This is a genomic window from Streptomyces sp. NPDC101227 (genome assembly GCF_044767545.1).
In the GTDB taxonomy this organism is placed as follows: domain Bacteria; phylum Actinomycetota; class Actinomycetes; order Streptomycetales; family Streptomycetaceae; genus Streptomyces.
This window is the reverse complement of the sequence record NZ_JBIWOD010000006.1, coordinates 384,735-404,413: the sequence shown is the minus strand read 5'-3', so window position 1 is coordinate 404,413 and position 19,679 is coordinate 384,735. Positions and strand designations below refer to the sequence as shown.

Genomic DNA, 19,679 nt, shown 5'->3' with positions numbered 1-19,679 from the left:
TTGGCGGGAGCGGCCCTCGCGGGCGGTGATCAGCCCTCCGCCGCGTCGCCGGCCGTCGCCTCGATCCCCGCGATGATGATGCGCAGCCCGGCCTCGAACCCCGCCTCCATATCGCCGAACATCTCGTATCCCGCCAAGGCCGCGAGCGGATAGCGCTCGCCGAGCCGCCGGTTGCGGTCGCCGAGGTCATAGGCCGGGTCGCGGCCGTCCGGCTCGCCGGGGTCGGGGTGGACCGACTGCTCCTCTATCACCAGGCCGATGGTGAAGTTGTACGCCGTCCACCAGGCGCGCACCGCCTGGTGGGGCGTGAAGCCCGCCGCGGTGAGCCGGCGCAGGAAGGTCTCCGTCGGCGGCGCATAGCTCTCGTCCGTCATCCGCGTGCCGCTGAAGACCTTGCCGCCGTCGCGGTAGGTGAGCAGCCCGCGGCGGAGTCCCCGGCAACTGTCGAGCAGGGCGTCCCGCCAGGTGTGGCCGGGACCGTCCCGCTCCGGGCCGGTCTCCAGCAGCCGCGGCCAGACCATCCGCCGGAACATCTCGGTGGCCATCTCGTCGAGCAGTTCCTGCTTGTTCTTGAAGTGCCAGTAGAGCGCCGGGGCCTGGACGTTCAGGTCCTTGGCGATGCGGCGCAGGGTGAGCCCCTCCAGGCCCGTTTCGTTCAGCAGGCACAGGGCGGTCTCCACCACCTTTTTCCGGTCGATGCGAGAAACCATGTTGACAACTTAACACCGTTAAGCGGATCCTCGAGGCATGGAACTTAACAACGTTAAGGACGTTCGGGATGGATCTGCTGTTACGTCCGTCGACGTCCTGATAGCCGGCGCCGGCCCCACCGGGCTCGCCCTCGCCATCGACCTCGCCCGGCGCGGCGTATCCGCCCTGGTCGTCGAGCGTCAGGACCACCTCTCCCGCGGCGCCCGCGGCAACGGCCTCCAGCCGCGCACCCAGGAGGTCTACGAGGACCTCGGAGTCCTGCCCGCGATCCAGGCGGCCGGCGGGGCCTACCCGCCGGTGGCGCTGTGGGAGGACGGCCGGATCACCGACACCCACGTGATGATCGAACGGGTCGACCCCACCCCCGCAGCGCCGCACTCTAACGCGCTGATGGTGCCCCAGTGGCGCAACATCGAAGTGCTCCACGAACGGCTGTGGGAGCTGGACGGCAGCGTGCTCTTCGGCACCGAACTCACCGCCTTCGAGCAGGACGCGGACGCCGTACGGTCGCGCCTGGCCCTCTCCGACGGCACGGTACGGACCGTGACCTCCCGCTATCTGGTCGCCGCGGACGGCGGGCGCAGCACGGTCCGCAGGGCGCTCGGCATCGGCATGAGCGGCCCGGCGCTGGCGGCGGGCGCCGCGGTCCTCGCCGACATCCGGGTGGACGGCCTCGACCGGGACCACTGGCACCGCTGGACGCGCCCCGACGGCGGCTTCGCCATGATGCTCCCGCTGCCCCACACCGACCTGTTCCAGACGATGACCTCGGTGTCCGAGGACGCTCCGGACACCTCACCCGAGGCGGTCCGCGCCCTGATCGCGGCCCGCACCCATATCGCTCCCGAGCAGATCCGCGACATCGTGTGGACCTCCCTCTTCCGCCCCCGCGCGGGGATGGCCGAGCGCTTCCGCGCCGGCCGGGTCTTCCTGGCGGGCGACGCGGCCCATATCCACTCCCCGGCCGGCGGCCAGGGCCTCAACACCAGCGTCCAGGACACCTACAACCTCGGCTGGAAGCTCGGCCAGGTGCTGCGGCACGGCGCCCCCGACGCCCTCCTCGACACCTACGAAACCGAGCGCCGCCCGATCGCCGCCCGCATCCTGGACACCAGCACCCGGCTGCACGAGTCCCGTTCGATGCGCCGCGGCCGCGATCTGCACCAGCTCGACATCGGCTACCCGGACAGCCCGCTGACCAGCGAACTGCGCACGGACGTCCCCGAGGACGCCCTCCGGGCCGGTGACCGCGCCCCGGACGCCCCCTGCCACACGGCCGGCGGCAAGCCGTTCCGCCTCTTCGAGGCCCTGCGCGGCCCGCAGTTCACCGTCCTCGTGCTGGGCGACGCCGAACTCCCGCCCCTGGACGGCGAGTTGGTCCACACGTACCGCGTCGGCGGGCAGGCCCCCGATCTGGTCGACACGGACGGCCACATCCGGGACGCGTACGGGGACGGACCGGCCGTCTTCCTCATCCGGCCCGACGGATATCTGACCCTGGCCGCTCCGGCCGAGGAGGCCGCGGCGCACCTCGACGCCGCCCTGGCGCCGTACGTCGGCGGCGCGTTGGGCCGGGTCGCCGGCTGACGCATGACGGAGGGGGCCCCGGCCCGTCGCGATGACACGGGCCGGGCTCACGCCCCGGAGGTCCCCACCACCGCCCGCAACTCCCGTGCGCCGTCCCCGGCCTGGCCGATGGAGTCCGGCACCAGACGCTCGGTGAAGTCCCCGAACAGGCCCAGCATCCAGGCCTTCTGAGCGGTGATGATCCCGTACGCCGGATGGTCCGGTTCGCTGATCTCCGCATGCGCGTTGAGCGGCCGAAAGCCACCGGCGGTCCGCTACACCACCAGCGACAGCAGCAGCACGCACCCCATCCCGACCACCGAGATCAGCGTCTCCATGACCGACCAGGTCTTGAGGGTCTGGCCGACGCTCATCCCGAAGTACTCCTTGACCATCCAGAACCCGGCGTCGTTGACATGGCTGAAGAACAGCGAGCCACAGCCGATGGCCAGGACCAGCAGGGCACCGTGGGCGGTGCTCAGGTCGGCCGCCAGCGGGGCGACCAGGCCGGCGGCGGAGATGGTGGCCACCGTCGCGGAGCCGGTCGCGAGGCGGATGATGACGGCGATCAGCCAGGCGAGCAGCAGGGCGGAGATGTTCCAGTTCTTGGAGATCTCCAGGATCATCTGACCGACGCCCGAGTCGATCAGCGTCTGCTTGAAGCCGCCGCCCGCACCGACGATCAGCAGCACGCCGGCGATCGGGCCGAGCGACTTCTCGACGGTCGTGGCGATCCGGCCCTTGGTGAAGCCGGCCGCGCGGCCCAACGTGAACATCGCGACGATGACGGCGGTGAGCAGGGCGATCAGCGGGGAGCCGACGACGTCGAAGACCCGCTGGGTGGCGTTCTCGGGATCGTCGACGGCGATGTCCACCAGCGCCTTGGCCAGCATCATCGCGACCGGCAGCAGCACGGTGGCGACGGTGACGGCGAAGCCGGGGCGCCGCTCGAGGTCGTCCGTCGTCCGCTCGGGGGTCATCTTCTCCGGCGGGCGGATGTCGACCCACCGGGCCGCGTAACGGGAGAACACCGGGCCCGCGATGATCGCGGTGGGGACGGCGACGACGACGCCGAGCGCCAGCGTGACGCCGAGGTTCGCGCCGACCGCGTCGATGGCGGCCAGCGGGCCGGGGTGCGGCGGAATCAGACCGTGCATGACGGACAGGCCGGCCAGGGCCGGAATGCCGATCCGCATCAGCGAGAAGTTGCCGCGCTTGGCGACCAGCAGCACGACGGGGATGAGGAGAACGATCCCCACCTCGAAGAAGATCGGCAGGCCGATGATGCCCGCGATCAGCACCATCGCCCAGGGCATCGCCCTGCCCGCCCGTCGCCCGCCGCCGCCCTTCGCAGGAAGGGCCTGCGGCCCTGCCCCTCCAAATTTGGCCAGGATCGTGTCGACGATCTGGTCGGCGCCCCCGGAATCGGCGAGCAGCTTGCCGAGTACGGCGCCGAGCGCGATCAGCACGCCCGTGCCCGCGACCGTCGTCCCCAGTCCCGTCGAGAAGCTGGCGATGACCTTGTCGAGCGGCGCACCGGCCACCGCGCCGAGCACCAGCGAGCCGACGATCAGCGACAGAAAGGCATGCAGCTTGAACTTGGTGATGAGCAGGACGATGACGGCTATGCCGGCCAGGACGGCGATGCCCAGCTGTGCGTGACCGGCCGAGGTGATGGGCTCGGTCACGTCCGCTGCGAGCATCTCGGCGCTGAGATGTGTCACGGCGATTCCCTTGGTTGGGGGGACTGAAGGGGTGTGGGGGCTGGAGGGGTGCGGGTCAGGCCGCCGGGGCGAGGTGGTGCAGGGCGGCCACGGCGCGGTCGGCGATCTGCTCCGGCGTACCGGAGACATCGACCGCGACGCCGGCCTCGTCCGCGCCGAGCGGTTCGAGCGTGGCGAACTGGGAGTCCAGCAGCGCGGTCGGCATGAAGTGGCCCTGGCGCTCGGCCATCCGCGCCTCGATCAGCGCGCGGTCCCCGGTGAGGTGCAGGAAGACGACCCCGGGGGCGGCGGCGCGCAGCCGGTCGCGGTAGGCGCGCTTGAGGGCGGAGCTGCTGACGACGCCGCCGTGCCCGGCGCGGCCGTGCGCCCAGGCGCCGATGGCATCCAGCCACGGCCAGCGGTCGTCGTCGTCCAGCGGGGTGCCGGCCGACATCTTGGCGATGTTGGCCGGCGGGTGGAAGTCGTCGCCCTCGGCGTACGGGACGCCCAGTGCGGCGGCCACCAGCGGCCCGATCGTCGTCTTGCCGGTGCCGGCAACGCCCATCACGACGATCACGTGGGGGGTGCTCATGCCGCTTACCTCGCTGTCTCCGTCGACCTCGTGCGTCGCCCACTGAAACCCATTGGGTACGACGTATTCAAGAGTCTGTGATGTAAAAGTCATACTTAATTGGCCGGGAGCCGGGAACGTAGGCTTGGCCCATGGAAAACGAGGGGTCGGGGAAGGGGCTGCACGCCCGCGTGCTGGAGTCCCTCGGGCCCGCGATCACCGCGGGCGACTACCCTCCGGGCACGGTGCTGCGCACGGACGAGCTGGAGCAGCGCTTCGACGTCTCGCGCACGGTCATCCGCGAGGCGATCCGGGTACTGGAATCGATGCGGCTGGTCGCCTCCCGGCGGCGGGTCGGCGTGACCGTCCGCCCCATGGAGGAGTGGAACGTCTACGACCCGCGGGTCATCGGCTGGCGGCTGGCCGGCCGCGACCGCCCCCGGCAGCTGCGCTCGCTGACCGTACTGCGCTCCGCCGTCGAACCGGCCGCCGCGGGCCTGGCCGCCGCCCACGCCACCCCCGCGCAGTGCGCCGAGCTCACCGAACACGCGATGGGCATGGTCGCCACCTCACGCGGCCAGCAGCTGGACGCCTACCTCGTGCACGACATGGCGTTTCACCGCGTGATCCTGACCGCTTCCGGCAACGAGATGTTCGCCCGGCTCGCCGATGTCGTCGCCGCGGTCCTGACCGGCCGCACCCAGCACCACGTCATGTTCACCGACCCCGACCCGGCGGCCGTGACCCTGCACGTCCAGGTGGCGGAGGCGGTACGCGTCGGCGACGCGGCGCGGGCGGAGTCGCTGACGCGGGAGATCACGGCCGGCGCGATGGCCGAACTGGACGTGCTGGCCCCGTAGCCGGGCGGCCGGGGCGGTCGGACGGGCTCAGAACAGCGGCTGCTGACCCGGCATCGGCGGCTCCTCCGGGTCGAACAGCTTCTCCGCCGGCGCCATCATCGGTGCCGTCCGCCGCGACCCCGGACACGAGATCAGCTCGATGCCCGTGCGGCGCCCCGGCGGGTCATGACGGGCGTAGCGGCCGCCGACAACGGCGATCTCTCGGGTGCACACGGGGCACGTGCGGCGGGGTGACGACATGCCACCAGTTTGACGGACCGCCGCCCGTGCCCGCCCCCCGGCCTGCGAGGCACGGCACTCAAGGCCCGGGAGACGCGACGCTCAAGGCCCGGGAGACGCGACGCTCAAGGCCCGGCGCCGCCCGCGGCCGGTTCGCACCGCACCCACTCCCGCGGCGTCGCCGCCCGTATCTCCAGGTCCAGCCGCCGGAACAGCGGAGGGTCGCGGAAGAAGTACGTCAGCAGACGGCGGTCCGGGGCGTGGTGGAAGTCCGGGTCGTTGCGGGCCGTCAGGAGCGGGTGGCTCCCGGCGAGATGGTCCCCGACGCCCGCCACGATCCCCGCGAACCGCTCGCCGGGCACGGTCCACCGCAGGTCGACGCCGCTGTAGCGGTCGTGGGTCGCGGTGGCGAGCGAGCCGCGCAGTTCGAGCCGGCCCTCGGGACAGTACGTGCGCAGGGCGGCGACGATGCCGCGCAGGGTCTGGGCGAGGGGATGGCACTCGGCCTCGTCGCCGATCATCTCGTAATTGAACTCGACCGGCACGAAGGGGAGTTGGGGCGTCTCGAGCTCGACGGCATCGAGCCGCCAAGTGCCGGCCGGCCAGTCGTCCTCCGGGTCGTACATCCGCGCCCGCCCCACCCTGCCGTCCGGTGTGGCCATCCAGTACGCGCTGGGGCGGGCCAGTGGCGCCGAGTACAGCACGACCCGGCCGGCCCACCGCGCGAGCCGCAGTCCCAGGGTCCGGCTGTCGGGCACCTCGGCGAGGCCGTGGGCGTACACCTCCAGGAGCCAGGAGCAGTCGCCCCGTACGGGCCCGGCGCTGCACAGCACGCGCGCGCCCCAGTTGCGGTCCTCGGCGTCGGCGCCCGCCTCGTCGTACGCGATGTCGATCTCGTCCGGCCGCACCCGAAAGCCGTCGGCGAGCATCGGCAGCAGTTCGTGTGCCGCCCACTTCCCCGCCAGGAAGAAGTCATACCCGCGCCCGCTCACCCTCGCCCCTCCGTCGTCTGCGCCCGCTCCGCCCCGTCCCCTCAGAACGCGTCGGTGGGGACATACGTCCCCCACACCCCCCGCAACGCGTCGCACACCTCCCCCACCGTGGCCTTGGCGCGCAGGGCGTCCCGCATCGGATGGAGGACATTGCCGGTCCCCTCGGCCGCCTTGCACAGGTCGTCGAGGGCCGCCGACACCGCGCGGGAGTTACGGCGCGCCCGCAGCACCGCCAGCCGTTCCGCCTGCTGCGCCTCGATCGCCGGATCGAGGCGCAGTGGCTCGTACGGTTCCTCCTCGTCCAGCTGGAAGCGGTTGACGCCGACCACGACCCGGTCGCCCGCCTCGGTCTCCCGCGTGATCCGGTACGCGTTCCGCTCGATCTCGGTCTTCTGGAAGCCCCGCTCGATGGCGGCCACCGCGCCGCCCATGTCCTCGACCCGCCGCATGAGCGCGACCGTCGCGGCCTCCACCTCGTCGGTCATCGACTCGATGGCGTAGGACCCGGCGAACGGATCGACGGTGGCGGTGACATCGGTCTCGTGGGCCAGGACCTGCTGCGTCCGCAGGGCGAGCCGGGCGGCCTTGTCGGTGGGCAGGGCGATGGCCTCGTCGAAGGAGTTGGTGTGCAGGGACTGGGTGCCGCCGAGCACCGCGGCCAGGCCCTGGAGGGTGACCCGGGCGAGGTTCACCTCCGGCTGCTGGGCGGTGAGCTGCACCCCGGCGGTCTGGGTGTGGAAGCGCAGCATGAGCGACTTGGGGTTGCGCGCGCCGAATTCCTCGCGCATGACGCGGGCCCAGATCCGGCGCGCGGCACGGAACTTGGCGACCTCCTCGAGCAGCGTCGTACGGGAGACGAAGAAAAAGGACAGGCGCGGGGCGAAGTCGTCGATGTCCATGCCGGCGTCGAGGGCGGTACGGACGTAGGCGATGCCGTTGGCGAGGGTGAAGGCGATCTCCTGCGCGGGCGAGGCGCCGGCCTCGGCCATGTGGTAGCCGGAGATGGAGATGGTGTTCCACTTGGGGATCTCGGCCCGGCAGTAGCGGAAGGTATCCGCGACCAGCCGGAGGGAGGGCCCCGGCGGGAAGATGTACGTTCCCCGCGCGATGTATTCCTTCAGGATGTCGTTCTGGATGGTGCCGGTGAGGTGATGGGGCGCCACCCCTTCTTCCTCGCCGACCAATTGGTAGAGGAGCAGGAGCAGCGCGGCGGGGGCGTTGATGGTCATCGACGTCGAGACCCTGCCGAGCGGGATGCCGCCGAACAGCACCCGCATGTCCTCGACGGAGTCGATGGCCACCCCGACCTTGCCGACCTCGCCGGAGGCGATGGGCGTGTCGGAGTCGTGGCCCATCTGGGTGGGCAGGTCGAAGGCGACCGACAGGCCGGTGGTGCCGTGGGCGATCAGCTGCCGGTAGCGGGCGTTGGACTCGCGGGCGGTGCCGAAGCCGGCGTACTGACGCATCGTCCAGGGGCGGCCGGTGTACATCGACGGATAGACGCCGCGGGTGTACGGATACTCGCCGGGCTCGCCCAGCTGCCGTTCCGCATCCCAGCCGGCGAGCGCCTGCGGCCCGTAGACGGGCTCGATGGGCAGGCCGCTCTCGTTGTATCGGACACTGCCCGAGTCGCGCGCCATGGCTGTACGCCTCCCACTGGGTGATCGGCATCCGTTTTACGGCTTGTGCACAGCATGCCCCAGGTTCGCCGCGTCGCAGCATGGGCAACATGAACCGTGGCTGGTGCGGCCGGTGGCATCCGGGAGTGGGCATGCGGCGGAAGAGCAAGGGCGCGAGACCCCTGGCGGGTGCGGCGCTGCTGGTGGCTTTGGTGGTCATGGCCGGGGTGGGCTGCCGGCCGGTGACGGTGACGGGCGCGGGCGTGGGCGCTTCGCCCGGCGGGCGGTATCTGCCCACGACGCCCGTCGCCCCGTCCCGTACGCACGGCAGACCCCCCTCCCCCGGACACCACAGCCGACCCCACCGGCCGGTGGCGGCTCCGGGCTACCAGGGCGCCCGGGTCCGTGAACTGCAGGCGCGGCTGACCCAGCTGGGGTTCTTCGGGCGGTCCCCGACGGGCTACTACGGCCCGGTCACCGCCACCGCGGTCCGCGCCTTCCAGAAGCGGCAGAAGCTGCCCCGTACGGGAACGGTGCCGTCCGCCACATGGCGCGCGCTGCGCGCCCGTACCCATGCGCCGTCGCGCGATGAGCTCCGCCCGCCGACCAGCCTGCCGATCGGCAGGCCCGACCGGCGCTGTCTGACGGGGCGGGTGATCTGCATCAGCAAGAAGAGCCGCACCCTGGCGTGGATGGTCAACGGCACGGTGGTCTCGGCGATGGACGTCCGCTTCGGATCACAGTTCACCCCGACGCGGGAAGGCACCTTTCACGTCACGTTCAAGAGCCGCCATCACGTCTCGACGATCTATCACACGGCGATGCCCTACGCGATGTTCTTCAGCGGGGGCCAGGCGGTGCACTATTCGGCGGACTTCGCGGCGCGGGGATACCGGGGTGCCTCGCACGGCTGCGTCAACGTACGCGACGGGCGGCGGCTCGCCGCGCTGTTCGGCCAGGTGAGGAGCGGTACGCGGGTGGTCGTCCATCGCTAGCCGGGGCCGCTCGGAGAATGAAGGGCGCGGGCAGGGCCGGGGGAACGTGCCCCGCCCGCGCCATGGCGCGGAGCCGTAGGTACGGGGGGGACCCCGGCTCGCGCGCAGCCGATGACCAGTCGGCTTCACTCACTACTGCGTCACTGGCTCAAAAAACGTCACACCTGGCCGGTGTCCGCCGTACTCGGGGTGCCGGCGGTGGGCGCGGGTGTGGTGCTGGGCGCGGGAGTGGCAGGCGTGGAAGGGGTGGGCGCGGGGGTGGTTGGGGTGGGGCTCGGGGTGGCGGGCGGGTGTTCGTCGTCCTCCTCGTCGCCGCTCTGGCCACCGCTGTTCTGGCCGCCGTCGTCCTGGCCGCCCGTGGCCGCGCCGCCGACGAGGCCGTCGTCGCCCTTGCCGCCGCCCTGACCGGCCAGGTACTTACGGCAGAAGGCGTGCACCTTTTCGGCGCCGCCGGCCGCGCGCTCCAGGCGGCGCCGGGTGAGCGGGTCCATACCGCCCTTGCCGGATTCGTATTCGCGGCACAGCGTCAGGATGAGCCGCTTGCGGCTTTCCTTGCCCGGCTTGTTCTTGCCGTCGTCACCCTGACCGCTGCCGTCCTCGCCGCCGTTGCCGCGGCCGGGGCCGGTGGTGGCCGGGGGGCTGCCGCCGTGCGAGCCGCCCGGTGCCGGGGTTTCGGGCCGGCGGCTCTTGCCGGAACCTGGACTGCCGCTGGGCAGCCTGGAGGCCGGGCCGTCGGTCTCCGTGCCGGAAGGCGGGGACTCGAGGGTGCCCGGGGTTTCGGCGGCGGAGACGCTGGCGGCGGGCTCGGGATCGCCGCCGCCCCGGAAAGGGGTCGGCAGGACGCCCGTACCGGCCGCGACCGCGACGCCGCCGATCGCGCAGACCGCGAGGGCGACGGCGAAGCCGCGCCGGAAGGGGCGCGCGAGGCGGGTGCGTTCGGCGACGCCGCCGGGGCGGGTGGTGCGGCTGTCGGGGACCCGGCCGGCCGTGACGCGACGGCGGGGCCGGGCGCCGGAGCCGTGCTGGGCCCGGCGGAACGCCGCCATCGCGGCCGCCTCGCCGGGCAGCTCGGCACTCTGGGCCGGGCCCGCGGCGGCCGCCGCGGCGGCGTCGAGGAGCTGCTGGAGTTCGCGTGCGCCGTCGCCGTCGGGGGCACTGACCGCGTCGCCACGCAGCAATCGCTCCGCGGCATCGTTGTCGAGCCACTCGTACCGGTCGTCGGCCATCACATGTCCTTCTGCGTTCGTGCGGCCGTTTCCGTCACACCTGGTATGGACGATTCCGCCGCGTCGTCGCGGCGTCTTCGGCCCTGGGAGGGCACCCCGTCCACCGTGCCACCGCCCTGGTCGGCACCCTGATCGGCGTCCGGACCGGCGTCCTGCTCGGCACCGTCGTCGCGGCCGCCACCAGGCCCGTCACCTCGTTCGTCACCGCGTTCGTCACCGCGTTCGTCACCCGGTCCGTCGCCGGGTTCGTCGCCGAGCAGCTCTGCGAGCTTGCGCAGTCCCCGGTGGGCGGCGGTGCGCACCGCGCCGGACCGCTTGCCGAGCACCTGGGCCGCGCTCTTGGCGTCGAGCCCGACCACCACGCGCAGCACCACGGCCTCGGCCTGATCCTGCGGCAGCCGGGCTATCAGCTTCAGGGTGCGGCCGGTGCCCAGGGCCTCGAGCGCCTCGCCCGCGGTGTCGGACAGCGCGGGGGTGTCGGCCAGATCGCTCTCGTCGCCGCCGATGACCGGCCGGCGGCCGCGCATCCGGATGTGATCCAGGGCGCGGTTACGGGCGATCCGGGCGGCCCAGCCGCGGAAGCGGTCCGCGTCGCCCTTGAAGCGGGCGAGGTCACGGGTGATCTGGAGCCAGGCCTCGGAGGCGACATCCTCGGCGTCCATTTCGCCCACCAAGGTCCGCACATATCCGACAAGTCGGGGATGCACGGCCCGGTAGACGGTACGGAACGCCGCTTCGTCGCCGCCCTGTGCCGCCTGCACGGCAACCGTCAGCCGACTGTCGTCCGGCTGAATGTCGTCCCCTCGCACGGGTCCATCCTGTCGCACGCGGAATGTCCGCCGCCCGGTCCTTGCTGCTTTGTCGGTTCGTTCAGCTGGTTCGCCGACCCCGGGTAACCCGGCTGTTCCTGGAGACCGTAACGCGTGCGATCACACGCTCCGAACCCGGGCCACCGCATGGAGCGACGAAAGCGGAGGCGACCGGACGGGCACCTCGATGCCCGGAGCGACCGGCATCCGTCGCCGCGGCCGCCGTCCGATGCGCGCACCGACCCATCTGCTGCTCCCCGGAAAACGGCTGGTTCCTGGCCGCGCCGGCGGGGCCCTGGCCGGTGCACCTTCCGACGCGAACCCGCAGGCTACGGGCCCGCCCCGGCCCGCGTCCAGACCGCTAGTCCTCGCTGCCCGCAGCCGCGCGCTCACGCTCGTGTGACGCTTTCGCGCCGTCTGGCGCTGTATCGATTAGAGACCCGGTAAGGGCCTCTCGAGAACGACGGCCGGGGCCTCTCCTGTGGGGGGTGGCGGCCCCGGCCGTCCCTCGTGAGCTGGTGGCGGCCCCGACCGTCCCCTCGATTCACACCGGAATCACACCGGTTTCATAACCTGGTTCGCGAGCGACTTGAAGCTCTGCCAGGACATCGTCGGCGTCCCCGGGTTCCAGGTCTTCTGCGCCAGCGCGGCCAGCGGCAGCCGGATACCGGCCGCGACCTGCTGCGGCGTCTGGGCCTGGGAGAGATCGGCCCAGATCGCGAAGCGGGCGCCGGGAATCCGGTCGGGGCCCGTCTGGCTACTGGGCACCCCCACCGAGGTGGTGCCGCGGATCACCCGCGGGGTCCAGCTGCGGTAGATGCGCTCGCCGGTCGGATAGGTGAATTCGTTCGGCTCGCCGAGCACGTAATAGAGGTACTCGTCGTTGAAGTTCATGACGGTGCGGCCCTCGCGCAGGAAGACCGCCGGATCGCGCTTGCCGATCTCCTTGCCGGTCCAGTAGTCGACCGTCCGGTCCTTGTCCGCGGCGACCTTCCCGTCGGAGAAGAATCCGTCGTTCCAGGCCTCGATGCGGTTCTTGCCCGCGGCCTTCACGGTCTTCTCGCGGTCGTTGAGCCAGCCGGTCGCCAGGTCCTCGATGGTGGCGCCGGACCCGTACTTCTCCTGCGCGGCCCGCGCCAGCTGCGGATAGCTCGCCTCGGGGTTGCCGGCCATCAGCGCCTGGTACTCGTCGCCGCCCAGGTGCCAGTACGCGTCGGCGCCCTTGGGGTTGGAGAACAGGGCCGCGTACTCGCGCAGCAGGGAATCGACGAGCCGGGCGGACTTGGGGTTGGAGATGTCGATGGCGCCCTTGACCGCACGGCCCTGGGCGTTGCGCAGCACGAGGTCGGGATAGTGGTCGAGGACGGCGCCCAGGTGGCCCGGCGAGTCGATCTCCGGGATGACGGAGATATGGCGGCTCTGCGCGACCTTGATCAGATGCCGTACCTGGTCCTTGGTCAGATGGTCCTGGGAGACGATCTCGGGGTGGGTATCGCTTTGGATACGGAATCCCTGGTCGTCGGAGAAGTGCAGCTGGAACTGGTTCAGCTTGAGGTCGCCGATCTCCTTGATGCGGGCCTCGATCCACTCCGCGCTGAACGGTTTGCGGGCGTTGTCCAGCGACATGCCGCGCTGCGGGCGGTCCGGCCGGTCCTTGATGGTGCCCTCGGGCAGGCCCCCGGCGGCACGTACGGCCTGCTTGACGGTGCGGGTCCCGTAAAAGATTCCGGCGTCCGTAGGGGCCGTCAGAGTGAGGCGGGTGCCGCGGGCGGTGAGGGTGTAGGCCTCGTCGGCGGTGCTGCGGGCGGCCGCGTTGTTCGGCCGGCCCGTCTCCTGCTTGCCCGTCAGCTTCAGCTCAATATCACCTGGCCGTACCGTCTGGTTACCCCACACGACCGGCAGCCCGCCCAAATCTTGGGCCATGAGTTGCGCCTCGTCGGCGATGGTGCTTTGCCGCCCGGCCGACACCACGATCCGGGCCCCCTTCGTGGGGCGCCAGCCGCGTCCGTCGGCCGGCGAGAAGTTGCGTACGGACGGGATGACGCGCGGCTTGCCGGTGACCACGGCCCAGGTGGGCGTGGGTGCGGGTGTCGCCTGGGTGCCCGTACTGCCCGTACTGCCCGTACTGCCCGGTGGCTGGGAGTCCGAGGCGCCGGAGCAGCCGGTGAGCGCCAGCGCCGAGAAGAGCGCCGGGGCCAGCAGCCCGGCCGACCAGGCCACCGGGGCCTTGCGTGACCTCGGGTGGGTCGGGTTCGACATCGTGCAATCCTCACTTTTCGGGGCGAAGGCATTGCCAGGTGTGCGGGTTCGCGGTCCACTAAGTGCGCGAAAGCTCTCTCATCCGGGTGAAATTCGCGCATCCTTCGGACAGCGGTCGACAAGCGTCGTTAGCGTGGCGTCTCCGTCCGTCATCCCCGTCCGGGGGTCCCGGATCGGGGGTCGTGCCGGGGTGACCGTGGTGTCTGGGGTGTCTGGGGTGTCGTGTCACACACAGCGCCGCCACCACACCCCTCTCCACTTCCGCCGTACGCGTCCGGCGTCCGGTGTCCGTCCGGTTCTCCTCCAGCTTCCGTCAGCCGTCCGTCCCGCACCCGTCGAAAGATCCGTTCGCGCCTCTCGAAAGATCCTTCCGGACCGTCCGCACATCTCAGCCGTCCGGCCGCCCGCCGTCCAGCCCCCGTCCACAGTCGTCCGTCCGCCATCCGTCCGAGGAGCCCACGCTGTCCGGTGACACATCGGCCGCCCGGCCGTCGACGCTGCCCCCGTTCATCGCCCCGTGCGGCATACCCCCGTACGGCCGGGCCGTGGTGCCGCAGGGCCGGACGGCCGGGGCCGGGCTCGCCCGTTTCAACACCGTGCCGCGGGAGGACGTCGAGGCCGCGCTGCTGACCTGCTGCGGCTGCGGCCGCTGGGCCCAGCGGATCGCCGCGCACCGCCCGTACCCGGATCTGGGATCGCTGCTGGCCGCCTCCGACGAGGCCTGTTACGACCTGACCCCGGCGGAGGTGAACGAGGCGCTCGCCCGGGAATCGGTCTCCCCGCGCCCGCTGGCCGGCGCCCGCGGTCCGGGCACGCTCGCCGCCCACACCGCCCTGCGGGCCGCACACGCCGAGTACGAACGACGCTTCCGTCATGTCTTCGTCATCTGCCTGGACGACTACCGCGAGGACGAACAGCTGGACCAGGTGCTGTGCGCCCTCCGCTCCCGGCTGGCCAACGACGTGGACGAGGAGCGGGTCGTCACGGCCGAGGAGCTGCGCCGGCTGATCCGCGGCAGGCTGACGCGGCTCGCGGCGCCCGCACATCCGTGATTCGCGGCTTGTGTCCGGTAACGCGCCGGTTGGTACTTGTGTGATAGCCCGTTGGTGGCTGTTTGATCACACCTAAGGACCCGGTCGCGAGGAACCGACAATGCGTCGCTACGATGTCGAAGGCCGGTGGACCGTACCCGGCCGGGCCCGACCGACAGAGAAGCCGGCGCGGCCCCAATCCCCGCTCCCGGAGGGTTTTTCCGTGCCGGCTGGAACGCTGTACCGCGGCCGGGAAGGCATGTGGTCCTGGGTGGCTCATCGAGTCACTGGCGTCCTCATCTTCTTCTTCCTGTTCGTACACGTCCTCGACACCGCTCTCGTCCGGGTCTCTCCCGAGGCCTATGACGACGTCGTCGCGACCTACAAGACGCCCATCGTCAACGTGATGGAGTACGGCCTGGTGGCCGCCATCCTCTTCCACGCGCTCAATGGCCTGCGGGTCATCGCTGTGGACTTCTGGGCCAAGGGCCCGAAGTACCAGAAGCAGATGCTGTGGACCGTTATGGGCGTCTGGGTCGTGCTGATGGCCGGTGCCTTCTACCCCGTGCTGCAGCACACCCTGCGCACGCTGTTCGGGAGCTGATGAGGCGAGATGTCTGCTGAGACGACTCCCGCGAACGACGCGGTGTCCCTGTACGACGTGGACCACCCGGCCCCGGTGATCGAGCCGCCGCGCAAGCGCACCGGCAAGACCCCGAAGTCGACCCGTACCAACTTCGAGCTGTACGGCTGGCTGTTCATGCGGCTGTCCGGCATCGTCCTGGTCGTCCTGGTCCTGGGTCACCTGCTGATCCAGCTGATGCTGGACGGCGGCGTCTCCAAGATCGGCTTCGCCTTCGTGGCCGGCCGCTGGGCCTCGCCGTTCTGGCAGGCGTGGGACCTGATCATGCTGTGGCTGGCCATGCTGCACGGCGCCAACGGCCTGCGTACCGTCATCAACGACTACGCGCAGCGGGACAACACCCGCTTCTGGCTGAAGATGCTGCTGTACACCGCCACGGTGTTCACCGTCCTTCTGGGCACGCTGGTGATCTTCACCTTCGACCCGAACATCCGCTAGGCCCCGGGGCTGAGGTAACGACCATGCAGATCCACAAGTACGACACCGTCATCGTCGGCGCCGGCGGCGCGGGCATGCGCGCGGCCATCGAGTCGACCAAGCGCAGCCGCACCGCGGTCCTGACGAAGCTCTACCCGACCCGCTCCCACACCGGCGCCGCCCAGGGCGGCATGGCCGCCGCCCTCGCGAACGTCGAGGAGGACAACTGGGAGTGGCACACCTTCGACACGATCAAGGGCGGCGACTACCTGGTCGACCAGGACGCCGCCGAGATCCTCGCGAAGGAGGCCATCGACTCGGTCCTCGACCTCGAGAAGATGGGCCTGCCGTTCAACCGCACCCCGGACGGCACGATCGACCAGCGCCGCTTCGGCGGTCACTCCCGTAACCACGGTGAGGCCCCGGTCCGCCGGTCCTGCTACGCCTCGGACCGCACCGGCCACATGATCCTCCAGACGCTGTACCAAAACTGCGTCAAGGAGGGCGTGGAGTTCTTCAACGAGTTCTACGTGCTGGACCTGCTGCTCCAGGACGTCGACGGGGTGAAGAAGTCCGCGGGCGTCGTCGCCTACGAGCTGGCGACCGGCGAGATCCACGTCTTCCAGGCGAAGGCGATCATCTTCGCCTCCGGCGGCACCGGCAAGTTCTTCAAGGTGACCTCCAACGCGCACACCCTGACCGGTGACGGCCAGGCGGCCGCCTACCGTCGCGGGCTGCCGCTGGAGGACATGGAGTTCTTCCAGTTCCACCCGACCGGCATCTGGCGCATGGGCATCCTCCTGACCGAGGGTGCGCGCGGCGAGGGCGGCATCCTTCGCAACAAGGACGGCGAGCGCTTCATGGAGAAGTACGCGCCCGTCATGAAGGACCTCGCCTCGCGTGACGTCGTCTCCCGCTCCATCTACACGGAGATCCGCGAGGGCCGCGGCTGCGGTCCCGAGGGCGACCACGTCTACCTGGACCTGACCCACCTGCCGCCGGAGCAGCTGGACGCCAAGCTCCCGGACATCACCGAGTTCGCGCGGACCTACCTCGGTATCGAGCCCTACACGGACCCGATCCCGATCCAGCCGACCGCGCACTACGCCATGGGCGGCATCCCGACCAACGTCGAGGGCGAGGTGCTGGCCGACAACACCACCGTCGTGCCGGGCCTGTACGCCGCCGGCGAGGTCGCCTGTGTCTCCGTGCACGGCGCCAACCGCCTGGGCACCAACTCGCTCCTGGACATCAACGTCTTCGGGCGCCGGGCCGGCATCGCCGCCGCCGAGTACTCCGCGGACGCCGACTTCGTCGAGCTGCCCGAGGACCCGGCGCAGCAGGTCATCGACCAGGTCGAGCGGCTGCGCAGCTCCACCGGCACCGAGCGGGTCACCGAGATCCGCAAGGAGCTCCAGGAGTGCATGGACGCCAATGTGATGGTGTTCCGCACCGAGCAGACGATCAAGACCGCGGTCGAGAAGATCGGTGAGCTGCGCGAGCGCTACCTGAACGTGTCCATCCAGGACAAGGGCAAGCGGTTCAACACGGACCTGCTGGAGGCCATCGAGCTGGGCAACCTGCTCGACCTGGCCGAGGTCATGGCCGTGTCCGCGCTGGCCCGCAAGGAGTCCCGCGGCGGTCACTACCGCGAGGACTACCCCAACCGCGACGACGTCAACTTCATGCGGCACACCATGGCGTACCGCGAGGTGGGCGCAGACGGCCAGGAGTCGATCCGCCTCGACTACAAGCCGGTCGTGCAGACCCGCTACCAGCCGATGGAGCGTAAGTACTGATGAGCACCCCGACTCTCGACAAGCACTCCGCGGCGCTGGATGCGGCCGAGGACGGCGCGTCCCACCTGATCACGGTCACCTTCCGGATCCGCCGGTTCAACCCGGAGATCTCGGAGGACGCCAGCTGGCAGGACTTCCAGCTGGAGATCGACCCCAAGGAGCGCGTCCTGGACGCCCTCCACAAGATCAAGTGGGACATGGACGGTTCGCTGACCTTCCGGCGTTCCTGCGCCCACGGCATCTGCGGCTCCGACGCCATGCGCATCAACGGCAAGAACCGCCTCGCCTGCAAGACGCTGATCAAGGACATCAACCCCGAGAAGCCGATCACCGTCGAGGCCATCAAGGGCCTGACGGTGCTGAAGGACCTTGTCGTCGACATGGACCCCTTCTTCCAGGCGTACCGGGACGTGATGCCGTTCCTGATCACGACCGGCAACGAGCCGACCCGTGAGCGCCGGCAGACCGCCGAGGACCGCGAGCGCTTCGACGACACGACCAAGTGCATCCTGTGCGCCGCGTGCACGTCCTCGTGCCCGGTGTTCTGGAACGACGGCCAGTACTTCGGCCCGGCGGCGATCGTCAACGCGCACCGCTTCATCTTCGACAGCCGTGACGAGGGTGGCGAGCAGCGGCTCGAAATCCTCAACGACAAGGACGGCGTGTGGCGCTGCCGCACGACCTTCAACTGCACGGACGCCTGCCCGCGCGGTATCGAGGTCACCAAGGCCATCCAGGAGGTGAAGCGAGCGCTGATCACGCGCCGCTTCTAGGCCCCTTTTTGCGGCTAAACCGCCGCCGCTTTCGCGGAGGTGGTCGCTCGCCGTACGGGCTCCTCAATTGACGGTTGCTGTACGAGTGGGCGAGGGCCTCGTCTCCATAAACGGAGGCGGGGCCCTTCCGCATTCGCGGCCAACGGCGTCCTTGTCCCCGCCGCCGGATAGACCAGCACCGGCGGCAGCGCGTCGTCCGCCAGCGCCACCGGATCCTCGCGGCAGAAGTACGACGGGACGAAGACCAGCCCCCGCCCCTCAAGGTGCAGTTCCCGCTCCAGCGGATAGTCGACCTCCAGCACCGGCGGCCGCCACCGCATCACCGGCCCGAACGTCCGCAGCATCGCCTCCGCGCCCGCCTCGCCCAGCGCATGCCGCCGCAACGCCCGGTCCCTGCCGACCCGCTCGGCGATCGCCGGCCAGCCCGGTGCGATGGCGCGGTGGTGGTACGTGCGCACGCTGCGGGCCAGATGGCGCAGGGCGGCCGGCTCCCCCGCCGCGATGTCCCGGGTCCAGCCCGGCAGCGCCCGCCCCTCCGCCAGTACGGCCAGCTCGGCGCGCAGGCGCGTGCGCGGGGTGCTCATCACGGCCTCCAGGCCCGGCTCGACGCCGTCCGAGGCGGCGGGCGGGGTGAGGAAGTCCGGGAAGTAGCCGTGCTGCGGGACCAGCGGGAAGAGGGTACGCAGCGGTCCAGGGCCGTGCCGCACCGCGTGCCGGCGCCAGGCGGACAGCGCGGGATCGGCCCGGCTCTCGCGCAGGGCATGCAGGCTCAGCATGGTCTCCCACAGCGGATCGGCGCCCTCGGCCACTCTCGTGCGGGCCAGATCCTGCGCGGTGAAGTGCACTTGGAGCACATCATCCCCCGGTGTTCGGGATCCCTGAGGTCCAGGGCCCGCCGCTCTCCCCCGAGCGGCGTGCACACGAGGATCCGTCCGCCGGTCGCCTGCCGCAAGCCAGACACGCGGGCGCGGCGGCGGAGGTTCGCCGGGTTTTTGGGCGGCCTCTCAGGCCGAGCGCAGCGCCAGCGCGGCCAGCGCCTCGTCCTGGGCCCGCCGCTCCCGCATGACCTGCGCATACGCCCCGAGCGCCACCCGGCGCCGCGTCAACTCGGCTATTTCCGCGTCCAGTTGGCCCATCTGCCGCTCCATGGTGCTACAGGACAGCGCGCAGGGGTTCAGGCCCGGACCGCCCTGCGCGCAGGGCAGCAGATCGCGGATGTCGTCCGTGGAGAGGCCGGTGGCGAGGAGCTCGCGTATCCGGGCGACGGTGTCGACCGACTCGGCGTCATAGCGCCGGTAGCCGTTGGTATCGCGGTGGGCTTGCAGCAGGCCCCGCTGCTCGTAGTAGCGCAGCGAGCGGGTGCTGACTCCGGCGCGCCGCGCCAGCTCCCCGATCCGCATCCGGTCCCGTTCGCCTCTCCGCATCCGGTCTCCCTCCCCCATGACCGTCCCCCGCCCTCCCTGTGACGCAGGTCCCTTCCGGTCCG

General features: G+C 71.0%; 19 protein-coding genes. 8 read left to right on the top strand and 11 right to left on the bottom strand.

Features of this window, described 5'->3' with window-relative positions; all coding sequences use genetic code 11:
* Nucleotides 1–29: 29 nt before the first annotated feature.
* Nucleotides 30–710 carry a TetR/AcrR family transcriptional regulator C-terminal domain-containing protein gene (locus tag ACIRPT_RS16875; RefSeq protein ID WP_403827677.1) on the bottom strand — a complete coding sequence of 227 codons (681 nt, stop codon included), beginning with the start codon at nucleotides 708–710 and terminating at the stop codon, nucleotides 30–32.
* Between the two features lie 37 nt (nucleotides 711–747).
* Between ACIRPT_RS16875 and ACIRPT_RS16870 the strand changes: the two genes are divergently transcribed.
* Complete coding sequence (locus tag ACIRPT_RS16870) at nucleotides 748–2,298, top strand: FAD-dependent oxidoreductase (protein ID WP_403827675.1); 1,551 nt, start codon at nucleotides 748–750, stop codon at nucleotides 2,296–2,298.
* A 254-nt stretch (nucleotides 2,299–2,552) separates the two neighbouring features.
* On the opposite strand, the gene ACIRPT_RS16865 is transcribed toward ACIRPT_RS16870, so the two are convergent.
* Nucleotides 2,553–4,001 carry a gluconate:H+ symporter gene (locus tag ACIRPT_RS16865; RefSeq protein WP_403827673.1) on the bottom strand — a complete coding sequence of 483 codons (1,449 nt, stop codon included), beginning with the start codon at nucleotides 3,999–4,001 and terminating at the stop codon, nucleotides 2,553–2,555.
* Between the two features lie 55 nt (nucleotides 4,002–4,056).
* Nucleotides 4,057–4,572 carry a gluconokinase gene (locus tag ACIRPT_RS16860; protein WP_403513457.1) on the bottom strand — a complete coding sequence of 172 codons (516 nt, stop codon included), beginning with the start codon at nucleotides 4,570–4,572 and terminating at the stop codon, nucleotides 4,057–4,059.
* Between the two features lie 131 nt (nucleotides 4,573–4,703).
* Between ACIRPT_RS16860 and ACIRPT_RS16855 the strand changes: the two genes are divergently transcribed.
* Nucleotides 4,704–5,411 carry a FadR/GntR family transcriptional regulator gene (locus ACIRPT_RS16855; protein ID WP_403827670.1) on the top strand — a complete coding sequence of 236 codons (708 nt, stop codon included), beginning with the start codon at nucleotides 4,704–4,706 and terminating at the stop codon, nucleotides 5,409–5,411.
* A 27-nt stretch (nucleotides 5,412–5,438) separates the two neighbouring features.
* Here the strand turns inward: ACIRPT_RS16855 and ACIRPT_RS16850 are convergent, their stop codons facing one another.
* The 3 genes from ACIRPT_RS16850 to ACIRPT_RS16840 form a co-directional block, all read right to left on the bottom strand.
* Complete coding sequence (locus tag ACIRPT_RS16850; protein WP_403513463.1) at nucleotides 5,439–5,651, bottom strand: hypothetical protein; 213 nt, start codon at nucleotides 5,649–5,651, stop codon at nucleotides 5,439–5,441.
* A 104-nt stretch (nucleotides 5,652–5,755) separates the two neighbouring features.
* Entirely contained in the window at nucleotides 5,756–6,622 is an 867-nt protein-coding gene (locus ACIRPT_RS16845) for a hypothetical protein (protein WP_403827668.1), read from the bottom strand.
* Between the two features lie 41 nt (nucleotides 6,623–6,663).
* The gene (locus ACIRPT_RS16840) at nucleotides 6,664–8,262 is read right to left on the bottom strand and encodes a methylmalonyl-CoA mutase (protein WP_403827666.1); all 1,599 of its coding nucleotides are present in this window, start codon (nucleotides 8,260–8,262) and stop codon (nucleotides 6,664–6,666) included.
* Between the two features lie 131 nt (nucleotides 8,263–8,393).
* On the opposite strand from ACIRPT_RS16840, the gene ACIRPT_RS16835 reads away from it, so the two are divergent.
* On the top strand, nucleotides 8,394–9,236 hold the full coding sequence (locus tag ACIRPT_RS16835) for a peptidoglycan-binding protein (protein WP_403827664.1): 843 nt from the start codon (nucleotides 8,394–8,396) through the stop codon (nucleotides 9,234–9,236).
* A gap of 158 nt (nucleotides 9,237–9,394) precedes the next feature.
* Here the strand turns inward: ACIRPT_RS16835 and ACIRPT_RS16830 are convergent, their stop codons facing one another.
* The 3 genes from ACIRPT_RS16830 to ACIRPT_RS16820 form a co-directional block, all read right to left on the bottom strand.
* Nucleotides 9,395–10,462: a hypothetical protein gene (locus ACIRPT_RS16830; protein WP_403827662.1), complete on the bottom strand. Its 1,068-nt coding sequence runs from the start codon at nucleotides 10,460–10,462 to the stop codon at nucleotides 9,395–9,397.
* The gene (locus ACIRPT_RS16825; protein ID WP_403827946.1) at nucleotides 10,462–11,256 is read right to left on the bottom strand and encodes an RNA polymerase sigma factor; all 795 of its coding nucleotides are present in this window, start codon (nucleotides 11,254–11,256) and stop codon (nucleotides 10,462–10,464) included. The genes ACIRPT_RS16830 and ACIRPT_RS16825 overlap by 1 nt, the downstream gene beginning before the upstream one ends.
* Nucleotides 11,257–11,826: 570 nt before the next feature.
* Entirely contained in the window at nucleotides 11,827–13,530 is a 1,704-nt protein-coding gene (locus ACIRPT_RS16820; RefSeq protein ID WP_403827660.1) for a glycoside hydrolase family 20 protein, read from the bottom strand.
* Nucleotides 13,531–14,075: 545 nt separating this feature from the next.
* Between ACIRPT_RS16820 and ACIRPT_RS16815 the strand changes: the two genes are divergently transcribed.
* The 5 genes from ACIRPT_RS16815 (at nucleotide 14,076) to ACIRPT_RS16795 (ending at nucleotide 18,193) form a co-directional block, all read left to right on the top strand.
* Nucleotides 14,076–14,582: a 2-oxo-4-hydroxy-4-carboxy-5-ureidoimidazoline decarboxylase gene (locus ACIRPT_RS16815; RefSeq protein ID WP_403827658.1), complete on the top strand. Its 507-nt coding sequence runs from the start codon at nucleotides 14,076–14,078 to the stop codon at nucleotides 14,580–14,582.
* 202 nt (nucleotides 14,583–14,784) lie between these two features.
* Complete coding sequence (sdhC, locus tag ACIRPT_RS16810) at nucleotides 14,785–15,165, top strand: succinate dehydrogenase, cytochrome b556 subunit (protein ID WP_078971524.1); 381 nt, start codon at nucleotides 14,785–14,787, stop codon at nucleotides 15,163–15,165.
* Nucleotides 15,166–15,174: 9 nt separating this feature from the next.
* A complete protein-coding gene (locus ACIRPT_RS16805) occupies nucleotides 15,175–15,642 on the top strand; it encodes a succinate dehydrogenase hydrophobic membrane anchor subunit (protein WP_403513482.1) in 468 nt (155 codons plus the stop codon).
* Between the two features lie 23 nt (nucleotides 15,643–15,665).
* Complete coding sequence (sdhA, locus tag ACIRPT_RS16800) at nucleotides 15,666–17,420, top strand: succinate dehydrogenase flavoprotein subunit (protein WP_403513485.1); 1,755 nt, start codon at nucleotides 15,666–15,668, stop codon at nucleotides 17,418–17,420.
* Complete coding sequence (locus ACIRPT_RS16795; RefSeq protein ID WP_403827655.1) at nucleotides 17,420–18,193, top strand: succinate dehydrogenase iron-sulfur subunit; 774 nt, start codon at nucleotides 17,420–17,422, stop codon at nucleotides 18,191–18,193. The genes sdhA and ACIRPT_RS16795 overlap by 1 nt, the downstream gene beginning before the upstream one ends.
* Nucleotides 18,194–18,207: 14 nt before the next feature.
* Here the strand turns inward: ACIRPT_RS16795 and ACIRPT_RS16790 are convergent, their stop codons facing one another.
* Together ACIRPT_RS16790 and ACIRPT_RS16785 are read right to left on the bottom strand one after the other, a co-directional pair.
* Entirely contained in the window at nucleotides 18,208–19,038 is an 831-nt protein-coding gene (locus ACIRPT_RS16790) for a hypothetical protein (protein WP_403827653.1), read from the bottom strand.
* A gap of 159 nt (nucleotides 19,039–19,197) precedes the next feature.
* Nucleotides 19,198–19,617, bottom strand: a complete 420-nt coding sequence (locus ACIRPT_RS16785) for a MerR family transcriptional regulator (protein WP_403827651.1) — start codon at nucleotides 19,615–19,617, stop codon at nucleotides 19,198–19,200.
* Nucleotides 19,618–19,679: the final 62 nt, after the last annotated feature.

Coding starts and splice junctions, on each gene's coding strand:
- ACIRPT_RS16805 (WP_403513482.1), top strand. CDS start 15,175: ATGTCTGCTGAGACGACTCCCGCGAACGACGCGGTGTCCCTGTACGAC.
- ACIRPT_RS16830 (WP_403827662.1), bottom strand. CDS start 10,462: ATGGCCGACGACCGGTACGAGTGGCTCGACAACGATGCCGCGGAGCGA.
- ACIRPT_RS16860 (WP_403513457.1), bottom strand. CDS start 4,572: ATGAGCACCCCCCACGTGATCGTCGTGATGGGCGTTGCCGGCACCGGC.
- ACIRPT_RS16840 (WP_403827666.1), bottom strand. CDS start 8,262: ATGGCGCGCGACTCGGGCAGTGTCCGATACAACGAGAGCGGCCTGCCC.
- ACIRPT_RS16855 (WP_403827670.1), top strand. CDS start 4,704: ATGGAAAACGAGGGGTCGGGGAAGGGGCTGCACGCCCGCGTGCTGGAG.
- ACIRPT_RS16785 (WP_403827651.1), bottom strand. CDS start 19,617: ATGCGGAGAGGCGAACGGGACCGGATGCGGATCGGGGAGCTGGCGCGG.
- ACIRPT_RS16850 (WP_403513463.1), bottom strand. CDS start 5,651: ATGTCGTCACCCCGCCGCACGTGCCCCGTGTGCACCCGAGAGATCGCC.
- ACIRPT_RS16835 (WP_403827664.1), top strand. CDS start 8,394: ATGCGGCGGAAGAGCAAGGGCGCGAGACCCCTGGCGGGTGCGGCGCTG.
- ACIRPT_RS16870 (WP_403827675.1), top strand. CDS start 748: ATGGAACTTAACAACGTTAAGGACGTTCGGGATGGATCTGCTGTTACG.
- ACIRPT_RS16795 (WP_403827655.1), top strand. CDS start 17,420: ATGAGCACCCCGACTCTCGACAAGCACTCCGCGGCGCTGGATGCGGCC.
- ACIRPT_RS16820 (WP_403827660.1), bottom strand. CDS start 13,530: ATGTCGAACCCGACCCACCCGAGGTCACGCAAGGCCCCGGTGGCCTGG.
- sdhA (WP_403513485.1), top strand. CDS start 15,666: ATGCAGATCCACAAGTACGACACCGTCATCGTCGGCGCCGGCGGCGCG.
- ACIRPT_RS16875 (WP_403827677.1), bottom strand. CDS start 710: ATGGTTTCTCGCATCGACCGGAAAAAGGTGGTGGAGACCGCCCTGTGC.